Source organism: Kosakonia sp. YIM B13588 (assembly GCF_042788165.1).
GTDB lineage: Bacteria > Pseudomonadota > Gammaproteobacteria > Enterobacterales > Enterobacteriaceae > Kosakonia > Kosakonia sacchari.
Genome location: NZ_JBHZPO010000024.1, coordinates 1 through 12148 on the forward strand (window position 1 = coordinate 1; position 12148 = coordinate 12148).

At 50.7% G+C, this 12148-nt stretch carries 17 protein-coding genes; 6 read left to right on the top strand and 11 right to left on the bottom strand.

Annotated elements, in window-relative coordinates; genetic code table 11:
* Nucleotides 1-313 precede the first annotated feature (313 nt).
* Nucleotides 314-868: a gamma carbonic anhydrase family protein gene (locus ACFX4U_RS23650; protein ID WP_200553602.1), complete on the top strand. Its 555-nt coding sequence runs from the start codon at nt 314-316 to the stop codon at nt 866-868.
* Here ACFX4U_RS23650 and ACFX4U_RS23655 read toward each other — a convergent pair.
* Genes ACFX4U_RS23655 through dprA form a run of 6 tightly spaced genes read right to left on the bottom strand, consistent with a single transcriptional unit; the run spans nt 844 to nt 4636 of the window.
* The gene (locus ACFX4U_RS23655) at nt 844-1101 is read right to left on the bottom strand and encodes a DUF1488 domain-containing protein (RefSeq protein ID WP_017460085.1); all 258 of its coding nucleotides are present in this window, start codon (nt 1099-1101) and stop codon (nt 844-846) included. The genes ACFX4U_RS23650 and ACFX4U_RS23655 overlap by 25 nt on opposite strands.
* The gene (aroE, locus tag ACFX4U_RS23660) at nt 1098-1916 is read right to left on the bottom strand and encodes a shikimate dehydrogenase (RefSeq protein WP_313510826.1); all 819 of its coding nucleotides are present in this window, start codon (nt 1914-1916) and stop codon (nt 1098-1100) included. Before aroE ends, ACFX4U_RS23655 begins: the two co-directional genes overlap by 4 nt.
* Nucleotides 1917-1920: 4 nt before the next feature.
* Nucleotides 1921-2493 carry an L-threonylcarbamoyladenylate synthase type 1 TsaC gene (gene tsaC / locus ACFX4U_RS23665; RefSeq protein ID WP_313510825.1) on the bottom strand — a complete coding sequence of 191 codons (573 nt, stop codon included), beginning with the start codon at nt 2491-2493 and terminating at the stop codon, nt 1921-1923.
* Entirely contained in the window at nt 2483-3040 is a 558-nt protein-coding gene (locus ACFX4U_RS23670) for a type I DNA topoisomerase (protein ID WP_086868555.1), read from the bottom strand. The genes tsaC and ACFX4U_RS23670 overlap by 11 nt, the downstream gene beginning before the upstream one ends.
* 26 nt (nt 3041-3066) lie before the next feature.
* Complete coding sequence (gene smg, locus ACFX4U_RS23675; RefSeq protein ID WP_017460081.1) at nt 3067-3540, bottom strand: DUF494 family protein Smg; 474 nt, start codon at nt 3538-3540, stop codon at nt 3067-3069.
* Nucleotides 3512-4636: a DNA-protecting protein DprA gene (gene dprA, locus ACFX4U_RS23680; protein WP_349350399.1), complete on the bottom strand. Its 1125-nt coding sequence runs from the start codon at nt 4634-4636 to the stop codon at nt 3512-3514. Before dprA ends, smg begins: the two co-directional genes overlap by 29 nt.
* Before the next feature lie 129 nt (nt 4637-4765).
* Between dprA and def the strand changes: the two genes are divergently transcribed.
* From def to mscL, 5 genes are all read left to right on the top strand, one after another.
* Complete coding sequence (gene def / locus ACFX4U_RS23685; RefSeq protein ID WP_007369833.1) at nt 4766-5275, top strand: peptide deformylase; 510 nt, start codon at nt 4766-4768, stop codon at nt 5273-5275.
* Between the two features lie 21 nt (nt 5276-5296).
* Complete coding sequence (gene fmt / locus ACFX4U_RS23690) at nt 5297-6244, top strand: methionyl-tRNA formyltransferase (protein WP_305734852.1); 948 nt, start codon at nt 5297-5299, stop codon at nt 6242-6244.
* 46 nt (nt 6245-6290) lie between these two features.
* On the top strand, nt 6291-7580 hold the full coding sequence (gene rsmB / locus ACFX4U_RS23695; protein WP_313510816.1) for a 16S rRNA (cytosine(967)-C(5))-methyltransferase RsmB: 1290 nt from the start codon (nt 6291-6293) through the stop codon (nt 7578-7580).
* Nucleotides 7581-7602: 22 nt separating this feature from the next.
* Nucleotides 7603-8979 (top strand): Trk system potassium transporter TrkA, encoded by a 1377-nt coding sequence (trkA, locus tag ACFX4U_RS23700; protein ID WP_007369830.1) that lies wholly within the window; start codon nt 7603-7605, stop codon nt 8977-8979.
* Between the two features lie 142 nt (nt 8980-9121).
* Nucleotides 9122-9535 carry a large-conductance mechanosensitive channel protein MscL gene (gene mscL / locus ACFX4U_RS23705; protein ID WP_131413685.1) on the top strand — a complete coding sequence of 138 codons (414 nt, stop codon included), beginning with the start codon at nt 9122-9124 and terminating at the stop codon, nt 9533-9535.
* On the opposite strand, the gene ACFX4U_RS23710 is transcribed toward mscL, so the two are convergent.
* The 5 genes from ACFX4U_RS23710 to ACFX4U_RS23730 form a co-directional block, all read right to left on the bottom strand.
* The gene (locus tag ACFX4U_RS23710; protein WP_045514453.1) at nt 9532-9744 is read right to left on the bottom strand and encodes an alternative ribosome-rescue factor A; all 213 of its coding nucleotides are present in this window, start codon (nt 9742-9744) and stop codon (nt 9532-9534) included. The two genes, mscL and ACFX4U_RS23710, sit on opposite strands and share 4 nt — an antisense overlap.
* A gap of 57 nt (nt 9745-9801) precedes the next feature.
* Nucleotides 9802-10233, bottom strand: a complete 432-nt coding sequence (gene zntR / locus ACFX4U_RS23715; protein ID WP_017460075.1) for a Zn(2+)-responsive transcriptional regulator — start codon at nt 10231-10233, stop codon at nt 9802-9804.
* A gap of 2 nt (nt 10234-10235) precedes the next feature.
* Nucleotides 10236-10604, bottom strand: a complete 369-nt coding sequence (locus ACFX4U_RS23720; RefSeq protein WP_313510809.1) for a DUF1992 domain-containing protein — start codon at nt 10602-10604, stop codon at nt 10236-10238.
* Between the two features lie 108 nt (nt 10605-10712).
* A complete protein-coding gene (rplQ, locus tag ACFX4U_RS23725; RefSeq protein WP_001216372.1) occupies nt 10713-11099 on the bottom strand; it encodes a 50S ribosomal protein L17 in 387 nt (128 codons plus the stop codon).
* 40 nt (nt 11100-11139) lie between these two features.
* The gene (locus ACFX4U_RS23730; RefSeq protein WP_007369825.1) at nt 11140-12129 is read right to left on the bottom strand and encodes a DNA-directed RNA polymerase subunit alpha; all 990 of its coding nucleotides are present in this window, start codon (nt 12127-12129) and stop codon (nt 11140-11142) included.
* Nucleotides 12130-12148: the final 19 nt, after the last annotated feature.

Here is a 12148-nt window from a genome sequence, read left to right on the forward strand (position 1 = left end):
AGCGCTCTGTCGCGAGGTGGCGTATATTACGCTTTCCTCTTTCAGAGTCAACCCTGATTTTCAGGATTTTTTCTCTTTCGTTTTCCCGACTATCTCGTGAAGTGATTCACGTTGTCGGGTCAACGGAGGCGCATTATAGGGATCCCAATTTTTTGCACAAGTCTTTTTGCGATCTTTTTTTCTGACTGCTGTTTTTTCATTCTTTTCGCTGCGATCCCGTACGATCTGCTCAGATAATAGTGCGTAAAAGGGTTGCAGAAGGCCTTCCTTGCGATCAAAGTCATTATCTCGGCCTGTTTTTGATGAGGTAATTATGTCTACCGTTTTACGTCCTTATAAGGATCTGCGGCCCCAAATAGGCCAGCGGGTAATGATTGACGCCACCAGCGTGGTGATTGGTGATGTCAGAATTGCTGACGATGTGGGTATTTGGCCATTAGTCGTGATTCGCGGTGACGTGAATTATGTTGAGATCGGCGCACGCAGCAACATTCAAGACGGCAGCGTTCTCCACGTCACGCACAAATCTTCTTATAACCCTGAAGGCGATCCGCTGCTCATTGGCGAAGATGTTACTGTTGGGCATAAAGTGATGTTGCACGGCTGCGTTATCGGCAATCGTGTCCTTGTCGGCATGGGCTCGATCTTACTCGATGGGGCTATTGTTGAAGATGACGTAATGATCGGCGCAGGTAGCCTGGTCCCCCAAAATAAACGTCTGGAAAGTGGTTACCTTTATTTGGGCAGTCCGGTAAAACAGATCCGCCTCCTGACGCAAGCGGAGCTTGAAGGGTTGAAGTACTCAGCCAGGAATTACGTGAAATGGAAAGATGAATATCTGGATCAAGATAACCAGACAATCCCCTGATCATCCTCTTCTTGCTGGCGGATCAACTGTTCCGCCTCCTCTTCCAGATCCCAACGATGTTCGCGAAATACCGCCAGGTAGTTTTCCGGTGTTTCACCACCAAAGCGCTTTGCCAGTGTCTCGCCTTTAATGGCGCAAGTAAGTTGCATACCATTAACCAACGCGGGAAAACAGACAGCACCAGTTGCGCCATCCCACCCTTCGCGATCCGGAAACTGAATGGCTTGATTCATTTTGCCACTTCCTGTTTCAGCAGATTAATTACCGGTTCAACATCGGGCAATACGCCATGCCATAGCAACACCGCATGTGCAGCCTGCCCGACCAACATGCCTAAACCATCCGCACATTTTTTCGCACCTGAATTTTCACACCAACTCAGAAATGGCGTCGATCCTTTCTGATAGAACATGTCATAGCAATAAAGCTCGGGATGGATAAGCGCATTCGGTAACTCGGGGATCTCCCCGCCAATACCACTGGAAGTCGCGTTAATGATCAAATCGAATTCATGGCTCGCTAAATTATCCATAGCGATAGCATCAATGCTACCGGTATGAGCAAAGAGCTTAGCCAGCATTTGCGCCTTAGAAAAAGTACGATTGGTAATCGTTACGGCACAATCCAACGACAGTAAAGGAAGAATAACGCCGCGCGCTGCCCCACCCGCTCCGATCAGCAGAATACGAAACCCCGGGCGAATAAACGAGAGGCGTTCGAGATCGCTCAACAAGCCTATCCCATCCGTGTTATCGCCCAGCAACCGACCATCTTCAAGGCGTTTAAGCGTGTTTACCGCCCCAGCCATCGCGGCACGTTCTGTGAGTTCGTTCGCACGAGCAAATGCTTCCTCTTTAAAAGGCATAGTAACATTTGCGCCTTTTCCACCAGCGGTAAAAAAAGCATCCAGCGTCTGCACAAAGCCATCCACCGGAGCCAGAACTCGACCATAAGAATGTTCAATCCCCAGTTGCTGAGCAAATTGCTGATGAATAAACGGAGACTTGCTGTGCGCAATAGGATTGCCAAAGACGGCATAGGATTCCATACAATTACCCCTGACGGAAAAGTTCGCCGGTAAGGGCGTCACGGATTTCAGAAGGATTTTGCCGCCCTCCGGTCGGTGCATCAACAACCGGGAAATCTGAACCAAATTGCTCGATAACTTCCTGCGCTGTTCTGCAAGGCGGCAAGCCCGATAAATTAGCGCTCGTTGATACTAGCGGTTTTCCGTAAGCCTCACACAGCGCAATCACCGTTTGATGGTCGGTCACGCGCACGGCCAGCGAGTCAAAGCGCCCGGTTAGCCAGCGCGGCGTGTTCGGTTTCGCCGGGAAGACAAACGTTACCGGTCCGGGCCAGCAGGCAAAAATTGTCTGACGCTGCTCGTCGGTCAGCATGCTGTCATCAATATAGGGTTTAAGTTGATCAAAACTGGCAGCAATAAGGATGAGGCCTTTATCAACCGGGCGTTGTTTCAGTTCAAGCAAGCGATGAACAGCAATCTCACTGTCCGGGTCGCAGCCGACACCGAAAACAGCTTCTGTTGGATAAGCGATGACGTGTTCTTTGTTCAGGATCTCTACCGCCGCAGCGATAGGATCTGTTGGCAGGTTATTCTTCACGAGTTTGTTCCGCCGTTACCGGCTGTCCACATTGTTTACTGGCGCAGAAGCGTTTCATGCCTTGCGCGGTTTTCTTCTCAATAAGTAGCGGGTAGTGGCATATAAGACATTCGCCCGCCACCGGTTTGAAATTAATAACGAACTGGCAATCAGGGTAACGATCGCAGGAATAAAAGGTTTTGCCATATCGGGAACGGCGTTGAACAAGATGCCCGCTTCGGCACTGCGGGCAAGTGATGGCGGTATCGTCGGGCTTATCAATCAACTCGGTATGTTCACATTCAGGATACTGGCTGCAACCAATGAACATACCGAAACGTCCCTGACGCAAGACTAGCGCGGCCCCACACACAGGACACTGCTGCCCGTCCAGAACTTTAACAATATGTCCATCCGCCTGGCTTTTCAGCGGGCGAACATAATCGCATTCCGGATAATGAGAGCATCCGAGAAACGGACCGTGTTTCCCGGAACGGATAACAAGTTCAGCCCCGCATTGTGGGCAGGGCTCGTTGTTACGCACCGAAAAGAGTGCTGATTTGGCCATAACGACTCTTGAAGCTGCAAAAATGATTAGTGCAGCATACCTTCATTCGCTTCAAAGAGTAATTCTTCCATTTGCTGGTAGGCGTTTTCACAACCAGGGATATTGAACAGAACCATCAGAATGACCCATTTCAGATCTTCCAACTCGAACTCTGCCGTATCCAGCGCCAGCACCCGTTCAATCACCATTTCTCGCGTTTCGAGGTTTAGCACCTGAATCTGCTCCAGGAATAACAAAAATCCCCGGCAACTGGCATCCAGCCTTTCACACTCTTCTGCGGTATAAATACGGACAGAAAGCGGATCAGAAGCAAGCTGCATCGGTTCGGCGAGGCCTTCCTGATAATCAGCCAGCTTTTCCAGCCACAAAAGTGCATTGTAGATGTCTTCACGATCAAATCCGGCGTCGGTAAGATCCCGTTCCAGTTTGTCCTGATCCACACGCAATTCCGCTTCGTTATGGATGTAAGTCTCAAACAAGTACATTAGTACGTCGAACATGGCTTGCCCTCCTCAATCGGACATAGCCGCCGGGTACAGCTGCGATCCATCCTGCTAACTCCAGTTCAAGCAATTGAGCTGCGATGACTGGCACAGGTTGGCCGGCACGTTCAGCGACGACGTCAACAGGTGTTACCTCATCTCCTACGTTAGCCAGGAGCTCAGGAAATGGCAATGCCACCTCTTCTTGATCTGGAGAATAAATTGCATTTTCGCGTACGTCAGACAACCAATTCAGCCCATATTGCAAATTTTCGAGGATCTCATCAGCCGATGTTACCGGTATTGCCCCTTGTTTGATTAACCAGTGCGGCCCTTCGCTGCCAGGGCTACCAATCGGACCGGGTAATGCAAAAACATCACGGCCTTGCTCAAGCGCAATCCGCGCGGTCACCAGCGAACCACTACGCAAAGCGGCTTCTACAACCAGTACTCCACGGCTGAGACCGCTGATGATACGGTTGCGGCGCGGAAAATTACCCGGCTTCGGCGTAGCCGCGAGGGGAAATTCGGATACCAATGCACCACCGCTTTCAATTACTTCTGCTGCAAGCGAAGCATGCTTGCGCGGATAGAGGCTGTATAAACCGTTCCCCAGTACGCCAATGCTTTTTCCATTAACCTGTAAAGCCGCCCGGTGAGCCACGCTATCGATCCCCAACGCCATGCCACTGGTAATCGTTAACCCCGCACGGGCAAGCACTTCACAAAAAATCCGCCCCCATCGCTCGCCGTACCATGAATGCGCGCGGCTCCCGACAACGGCCAGTTGTTGTGTTGCCAGTACCGATGGATTGCCTTTGACAAAAATAGCCCCCGGGAAATCAGGGATAGCGCGCAAAGGAGCAGGGTACGCCGGATCGCTGGCAATAATTAAATGATTACCGGGTTGTGCAAGCCAGTTAAGGCTCTTTTCAAGCTCACAAGCGTGAAGAGAGAAAAAGCGCTGCGTCTGCGCTTCTGTAAACCCAATGAGCCGAAGGTCAGCAAAGGATGCTTTCTGGTTTTGTTCCAGCCACTGCGCTGCATTCAGCCATTGATGGCCACACAGTGTGGTCACCTGTAACAACCGCAGCCAAATCTCCGTGCTCGTCATCCTTTATCCCCTGCCATAAGCCGCTGTAGCAATCCTTGCGATTGGTCACTGATGCTGTCAATCGCAGGGGGATTTGTCTAGAATAGAGGTAATATTCTCACCAACTCCTGAACACGACTCTGGATATTTATGGCAGTTTTGCATGTGTTACATATTCCGGACGAGCGCCTTCGCAAAGTCGCCGAGCCGGTAAAAGAAGTGAATGCGGACATTCAACGTATCGTCGATGATATGTTTGAAACGATGTACGCAGAAGAAGGTATTGGACTGGCAGCAACGCAGGTTGATATTCACCAGCGCATCATCGTGATCGACGTTTCCGAAAATCGCGATGAGCAATTAGTGTTGATTAACCCCGAGTTGCTGGAAAAAAGTGGGGAAACAGGTATTGAAGAAGGTTGCCTGTCTATTCCGGAACAACGTGCACTGGTACCTCGGGCCGAGAAAGTAAAAATCCGCGCGCTGGATCGTGATGGAAAAACATTCGAACTGGAAGCCGACGGTCTTCTGGCAATCTGCATTCAGCATGAGATGGATCATCTGGTAGGTAAGCTGTTTATTGATTATCTGTCGCCGATGAAACGTCAGCGCATTCGCCAGAAAGTTGAAAAACTGGATCGCATGAACGCCCGTGCATAAAACGGGCTGAAAAGGATAAACGTGTCAGATTCTCTACGTATTATTTTCGCCGGCACTCCGGATTTTGCAGCGCGTCATCTTGACGCGCTGTTGTCTTCTGAGCATCAGGTGGTGGGAGTTTTTACCCAGCCAGACCGACCTGCAGGTCGCGGTAAAAAGCTGATGCCAAGCCCAGTAAAAGTACTGGCGGAAGAAAAAGGCCTGCCAGTCTTTCAACCCGCATCGTTACGCGCAGAGGAAAACCAGCAGTTGGTTGCCAACCTCAACGCTGATGTGATGGTAGTGGTGGCATACGGTCTGATCCTGCCAAAAGCAGTGCTGGCCATGCCGCGCCTGGGTTGCATAAATGTTCACGGTTCACTGCTGCCACGCTGGCGCGGCGCGGCGCCTATCCAGCGCTCACTCTGGGCAGGCGATGCGGAAACGGGCGTCACTATCATGCAAATGGATGTAGGTCTGGATACTGGCGACATGTTGTTTAAACTCGCATGCCCCATTACCGAGGAAGACACCAGCGCCACGCTGTATGACAAACTGGCAGAGCTCGGTCCGCAGGGGTTAATCGCGACGCTGCAACAGCTTGCTCAGGGCACAGCACAACCGCAGGTGCAAGACGAAGCACAGGTCACTTATGCAGAGAAGCTCAGCAAAGAAGAAGCACGCCTGGACTGGTCGCTCAGCGCCGCACAGCTTGAACGATGCATTCGTGCCTTCAACCCCTGGCCAATGAGCTGGTTTGCGGTTGATGAGCAACCGGTGAAAGTCTGGAAAGCGTCGGTTATTCCGTCTAAGCCAACAGATAAACCCGGCACGATCGTCGAAGTGTCGAAAGCGGGTATTCAGGTTGCAACAGCCGACGGAATATTGAATCTTGAATCGCTGCAGCCTGCCGGTAAGAAAGCAATGAGCGCGCAGGATCTGCTGAATTCGCGGCGGGAATGGTTTGTCCCTGGCAACCACCTCGCCTGAGAGTATTTTTAGCCCGGCTTGCCGGGCATTTTTTATTTTTATTGCTATGAAAAAACAAATAAATTTACGCAGCATGGCTGCGCAGGCAGTTGAGCAGGTCATGGAACAAGGGCAATCGCTCAGCAATATTCTGCCGCCGTTGCAACAAAAAGTTTCTGATAAAGATAAAGCGCTGCTGCAAGAGCTGTGTTTTGGCGTTTTGCGCGTATTGCCACAGCTCGACTGGCTCATCAATAAATTGATGTCACGTCCAATGACGGGCAAGCAACGCACAGTGCACTATCTGATCATGGTTGGGTTTTACCAGCTTTTACATACGCGCATCCCTGCGCATGCTGCGCTGGCAGAAACCGTGGAAGGCGCGGTGGTCATTAAGCGCCCACAGCTTAAGGGCTTGATTAATGGTGTATTACGCCAATTCCAGCGTCAACAGGAAGAGTTACTGGCAGAGTTCGCCCAAAGCGAAAATCATTTTCTGTTCCCGAAGTGGCTGTTAAACCGTGTGCAAAAAGCCTATCCACACCATTGGCAACACATTGTCGAAGCCAGTAATCAGCGCCCGCCGATGTGGCTGCGTGTCAATCGTCAGCACAACTCACGCGATAGCTGGTTAGCATTGCTGGAAGAAGCCGGTTTGCAAGGATCCCCGCATCCGGATTATCCCGATGCTGTTCGACTGGCGAGCCCTGCATCAGTCACTGCTCTGCCGGGGTTTGCCGAGGGGTGGGTTACCGTACAGGATGCTTCTGCTCAGGGTTGCATTGCTTTCCTTACGCCCAAAAACGGTGAACGCATTCTCGATCTATGTGCAGCACCCGGTGGCAAAACCACCCATATACTCGAAGCCGCTCCAGAGGCCAGCGTGTTGGCTGTAGATATTGACGATCAACGCTTGTCGCGTGTTTACGACAACCTGAAAAGACTGGGCGTGAAAGCGCAGGTAAAACAGGGGGATGGGCGTTTCCCGGAGCAATGGTGCGGTGATGAACAATTCGATCGTATCCTGCTGGATGCGCCTTGCTCAGCGACGGGGGTTATTCGACGCCATCCCGATATCAAATGGCTGCGGCGTGACCGCGATATTCCCGAGTTAGCGCAGTTACAGTCTGAAATTCTGGATGCTATCTGGCCGCATTTGAAACCAGGCGGTACGCTGGTGTATGCAACATGCTCCATCTTGCCGGAAGAGAACAGTCAGCAGGTTGCCGCTTTTCTCAAACGCACAACTGATGCGCAACTGAGCGAAACGGGTACGCCGGCAAACCCTGGCTTGCAGAAACTGCCAGGTGCGGAAGAAGGCGATGGTTTCTTTTACGCTAAGATAATCAAACAGTGATGGGAACAACGGGTCACAACAGATGAAAATAATTATTCTGGGTGCAGGGCAGGTTGGTGGAACGCTGGCAGAAAACCTGGTCGGAGAGAATAACGATATTACCGTTGTTGATACTAATGGCGACCGCCTGCGTAGTTTGCAGGACAAATTCGATCTCCGCGTAGTACAAGGCCACGGTTCTCACCCCCGTGTGCTACGCGAAGCTGGCGCTGACGATGCCGATATGCTGGTTGCGGTGACCAGCTCGGATGAAACCAATATGGTTGCCTGCCAAGTCGCTTACTCGCTGTTTAACACACCGAACCGTATTGCCCGCATCCGCTCGCCAGATTACGTTCGCGATGCGGATAAGCTGTTTCACTCAGAAGCCGTTCCCATCGATCATCTGATCGCGCCGGAGCAACTGGTTATCGACAGTATTTACCGCCTCATTGAATATCCCGGCGCATTGCAGGTCGTGAATTTTGCCGAAGGCAAAGTCAGCCTGGCAGTGGTGAAAGCGTATTATGGTGGCCCGTTGGTTGGAAATGCGTTGTCAACCATGCGCGAGCATATGCCGCATATTGATACTCGCGTTGCCGCTATTTTTCGCCATGACAGGCCTATTCGCCCGCAAGGCTCAACCATTGTTGAAGCAGGCGATGAGGTATTTTTTATTGCCGCATCGCAGCATATTCGTGCCGTTATGAGTGAACTTCAGCGGCTGGAAAAACCGTATAAACGTATTATGTTGGTTGGCGGGGGTAATATCGGTGCCGGTCTGGCTCGTCAGTTGGAAAAAGATTACAGCGTGAAGTTGATCGAGCGCGATCAACAACGTGCTGCGGAGCTGGCCGAGAAGCTGCAAAACACGATCGTTTTTTATGGTGACGCCTCCGATCAAGAATTACTGGCCGAAGAGCATATCGATCAGGTGGATCTCTTTATTGCTGTTACCAATGACGACGAAGCCAACATTATGTCTGCAATGCTGGCCAAACGGATGGGAGCCAAGAAAGTGATGGTGCTCATTCAGCGCCGCGCTTATGTTGATTTGGTTCAGGGAAGTGTGATTGATATTGCCATATCGCCGCAACAGGCGACTATTTCCGCTCTGCTTAGCCATGTGCGTAAAGCGGATATCGTTGGCGTTTCATCGTTACGTCGCGGTGTCGCAGAAGCAATTGAAGCGGTTGCACATGGAGACGAAACGACATCCCGCGTTGTCGGCCGCGTTATTGATGAAATTAAATTGCCGCCAGGCACAATCATCGGTGCTGTAGTACGTGGAAATGATGTCATGATTGCTAATGATAATTTGCGTATTGAGCAAGGCGACCATGTGATTATGTTTTTAACGGACAAAAAATATATCACGGACGTCGAGCGCTTATTCCAGCCGAGCCCATTCTTTCTGTAATAATCCGGGCGCAATTATGCGCCCGCACATTATTCCCCGCTTTCATCAGGGTTTAAGAAATCATTACAATTACCCAGCCCAAATGGAAATTGATCGGTAATTTGTTAGACTTGATCCGACAGTCTGCACATGGAGAAGGGATATGAGCATTTTGAAAGAGTTCCGTGAATTTGCAATGCGCGGAAATGTGGTGGATTTGGCAGTTGGTGTCATCATCGGTGCAGCTTTCGGCAAAATTGTGTCGTCATTGGTTGCCGATATCATTATGCCGCCGCTGGGGCTATTAATTGGCGGGATAGATTTTAAATCGTTTGCGTGGACGCTACGCGGCGCGCAGGGCGACGTTCCCGCTGTCGTCATGCACTACGGCGTGTTTATTCAGAACATCTTTGACTTCATCATCGTCGCTTTTGCGATTTTCATCGCGATTAAGCTGATCAATAAGCTGAAACGTAAGCAAGAAGAAGAACCGAAAGCACCACCGGCACCGAGTAAAGAAGAAGTGTTGCTGAGTGAAATTCGCGACTTGCTGAAAGAGCAAAATAATCGCAGTTAAGCAAATGCAAGAAGGCCAGTGGTAAATAAGCGATTCGCTTGCTTGCCACTGGCCTCCTGAAAGCCTTTTTTTGCGTGCTTGCCTTTCCGCAAATAACTTCCTTTCCCTTTCTTGTTTTTCTCAATACGTTGGCGAAATAACGGATCATGTAACAAAGCTTCAATCGCGTTATCGTTGATCTGTCCTTTCGTATGCTGATAGCGGCTCATAATGTCTCCAGATTGTGTATTAAAACGGCCGGAGTGTAGATCTCTCTGCGCAGAAGATCAACAGGCCGTTGTGGTCGGGTTACCACTCGCCCCCTGTTCAAGCGCTTCGAGAATAGAACAATAAACACTGCTATGCGCTGTACCACAACATGCATCGTTCAGTTTTTGCAATGAGCGACGCATGGACTGCAACTCTTCGATGCGAGCTTCAACCTCACTCAATCGAGCCTGCACAATACTTTTCGACTCCTGGCAAGTGTGATGTTCAGGATCAATACGGATCGACAACAGTTCACGGATGGATTCGAGGGTAAACCCTAATTGCCGGGCATGGCGAATAAATTTGAGTCGTTGCAGATCCTTATCCGTATAAAGACGAAATCCGCCTTCCGTTCTGACTTCATGATCCATCATTTGCTGTTTTTCGTAGTAACGGATCGTATCTGGTGTGACTTCTGCAAGTTTCGCTATTTCACCAATGCGGTACATGACTACTCCTCATTAATTTTTTGCTGCAGTTTGTCGGCATAATCGCCTCGCAGGAAATCGGTGCTTAATCCGGCCTGCCGCACCTTCATTTCCAGTAACGACAAACGGCGATGCAATTGCTGGAAATCAGGATGCTCATGCTGCACGCTATTGAGCAGATCGATAAGCATCACGGCTTCTTTACGGTATTCCAGTTCTGGTGGCAGGCAGCCCGCATTTTTCAGCAAGCGGTATCCAGCGCGGAGCTCTGCGGGGACGTGAGAATCGTCATCCAACAACAACGGCTCACCGTTGCCGGGTAGATTATCAAATTCGCCTTTTTGCTGAGCATCGAGAATATGGCGTTCTGCCCACTGATCAAGTAACCACATAACGGCTCACGAGGGGATGAACAAAAAAGATACATACATTGTAGGGAAGAGGTAGTAAGACCGATATAAAAAAACCCGCCGAAGCGGGTTTCTTTACGTTACTACAGATTACTCTGCAGCAGCTTCTGCTTTCGATTCAGAGCGATCAACCAGCTCGATGTAAGCCATCGGCGCGTTGTCACCAGCACGGAAGCCACACTTCAGAATACGAGTGTAACCACCGGCACGGCTCGCGAAACGCGGGCCCAGTTCGTTAAACAGTTTTGCCACGATCTCGTTATCACGAGTGCGGGCGAATGCCAGACGACGATTAGCAACGCTATCCGTCTTGGCAAGAGTAATCAGCGGCTCAACTACGCGACGCAGCTCTTTCGCTTTCGGCAGGGTCGTCTTGATGATCTCATGACGAACCAGAGAGCCTGCCATGTTACGGAACATGGCCTGGCGATGGCTGCTGTTGCGGTTCAGTTGACGACCACTCTTACGATGGCGCATGACCTTATCCTTCTCAGTAAAACCTTAACCTGTGATCCGGTTACTCGTCAGCAATGCTTGCCGGCGGCCAGTTTTCCAGGCGCATGCCCAGAGACAGACCGCGGGAGGCCAGCACGTCTTTAATCTCAGTAAGAGATTTTTTACCCAGGTTCGGCGTTTTCAGCAACTCAACCTCGGTACGCTGTACCAGATCACCGATATAGTGGATAGCTTCTGCCTTGAGGCAGTTAGCAGAGCGGACAGTCAATTCCAGATCGTCAACAGGGCGCAGCAGAATCGGATCGAATTCTGGTTTCTCTTCTTTAACTTCCGGCTGACGTACATCACGTAAATCAACGAAAGCTTCAAGTTGTTCAGCCAGAATGGTTGCCGCACGACGAATCGCCTCTTCAGGATCGATTGTGCCGTTGGTTTCCATTTCGATGACCAGCTTGTCCAGGTCGGTACGCTGTTCAACACGTGCTGCTTCAACATTGTAGGCAATACGCTCTACAGGGCTGTAGCAGGCGTCAACGAGCAGACGGCCGATTGGGCGCTCATCTTCTTCCGAATGAATTCGGGCAGACGCCGGAACATAACCACGACCGCGCTGAACTTTGATACGCATATTGATAGATGCGTTCTCATCGGTCAGGTGGCAGATCACATGCTGCGGCTTGACGATTTCGACATCACCGTCGTGGGTAATGTCGGCTGCGGTCACAGGGCCAATGCCAGATTTATTCAGAGTAAGAATAACATCATCTTTACCCTGAACTCTCACCGCCAGCCCTTTCAGGTTGAGCAGGATTTCAAGGATATCTTCCTGAACGCCTTCTTTGGTGCTGTACTCATGAAGTACACCATCAATCTCAACCTCAGTCACCGCGCAACCCGGCATCGATGAGAGCAGAATACGGCGCAGTGCGTTACCCAGAGTATGGCCAAAGCCACGCTCTAAAGGCTCAAGGGTCACCTTGGCGTGCGTCGAACTCACTTGCTCGATATCTACCAGGCGCGGTTTTAGAAACTCTGTCACAGAACCCTGCATTGTGTCCTCTCTTTGGTAC

Bases quoted from the DNA above. Each gene is read 5' to 3' on its own strand.
- ACFX4U_RS23650 (WP_200553602.1), top strand. From the start codon at position 314: ATGTCTACCGTTTTACGTCCTTATAAGGATCTGCGGCCCCAAATAGGC.
- ACFX4U_RS23655 (WP_017460085.1), bottom strand. From the start codon at position 1,101: ATGAATCAAGCCATTCAGTTTCCGGATCGCGAAGGGTGGGATGGCGCA.
- aroE (WP_313510826.1), bottom strand. From the start codon at position 1,916: ATGGAATCCTATGCCGTCTTTGGCAATCCTATTGCGCACAGCAAGTCT.
- ACFX4U_RS23670 (WP_086868555.1), bottom strand. From the start codon at position 3,040: ATGGCCAAATCAGCACTCTTTTCGGTGCGTAACAACGAGCCCTGCCCA.
- smg (WP_017460081.1), bottom strand. From the start codon at position 3,540: ATGTTCGACGTACTAATGTACTTGTTTGAGACTTACATCCATAACGAA.
- dprA (WP_349350399.1), bottom strand. From the start codon at position 4,636: ATGACGAGCACGGAGATTTGGCTGCGGTTGTTACAGGTGACCACACTG.
- def (WP_007369833.1), top strand. From the start codon at position 4,766: ATGGCAGTTTTGCATGTGTTACATATTCCGGACGAGCGCCTTCGCAAA.
- rsmB (WP_313510816.1), top strand. From the start codon at position 6,291: ATGAAAAAACAAATAAATTTACGCAGCATGGCTGCGCAGGCAGTTGAG.
- trkA (WP_007369830.1), top strand. From the start codon at position 7,603: ATGAAAATAATTATTCTGGGTGCAGGGCAGGTTGGTGGAACGCTGGCA.
- mscL (WP_131413685.1), top strand. From the start codon at position 9,122: ATGAGCATTTTGAAAGAGTTCCGTGAATTTGCAATGCGCGGAAATGTG.
- ACFX4U_RS23710 (WP_045514453.1), bottom strand. From the start codon at position 9,744: ATGAGCCGCTATCAGCATACGAAAGGACAGATCAACGATAACGCGATT.
- zntR (WP_017460075.1), bottom strand. From the start codon at position 10,233: ATGTACCGCATTGGTGAAATAGCGAAACTTGCAGAAGTCACACCAGAT.
- ACFX4U_RS23720 (WP_313510809.1), bottom strand. From the start codon at position 10,604: ATGTGGTTACTTGATCAGTGGGCAGAACGCCATATTCTCGATGCTCAG.
- rplQ (WP_001216372.1), bottom strand. From the start codon at position 11,099: ATGCGCCATCGTAAGAGTGGTCGTCAACTGAACCGCAACAGCAGCCAT.
- ACFX4U_RS23730 (WP_007369825.1), bottom strand. From the start codon at position 12,129: ATGCAGGGTTCTGTGACAGAGTTTCTAAAACCGCGCCTGGTAGATATC.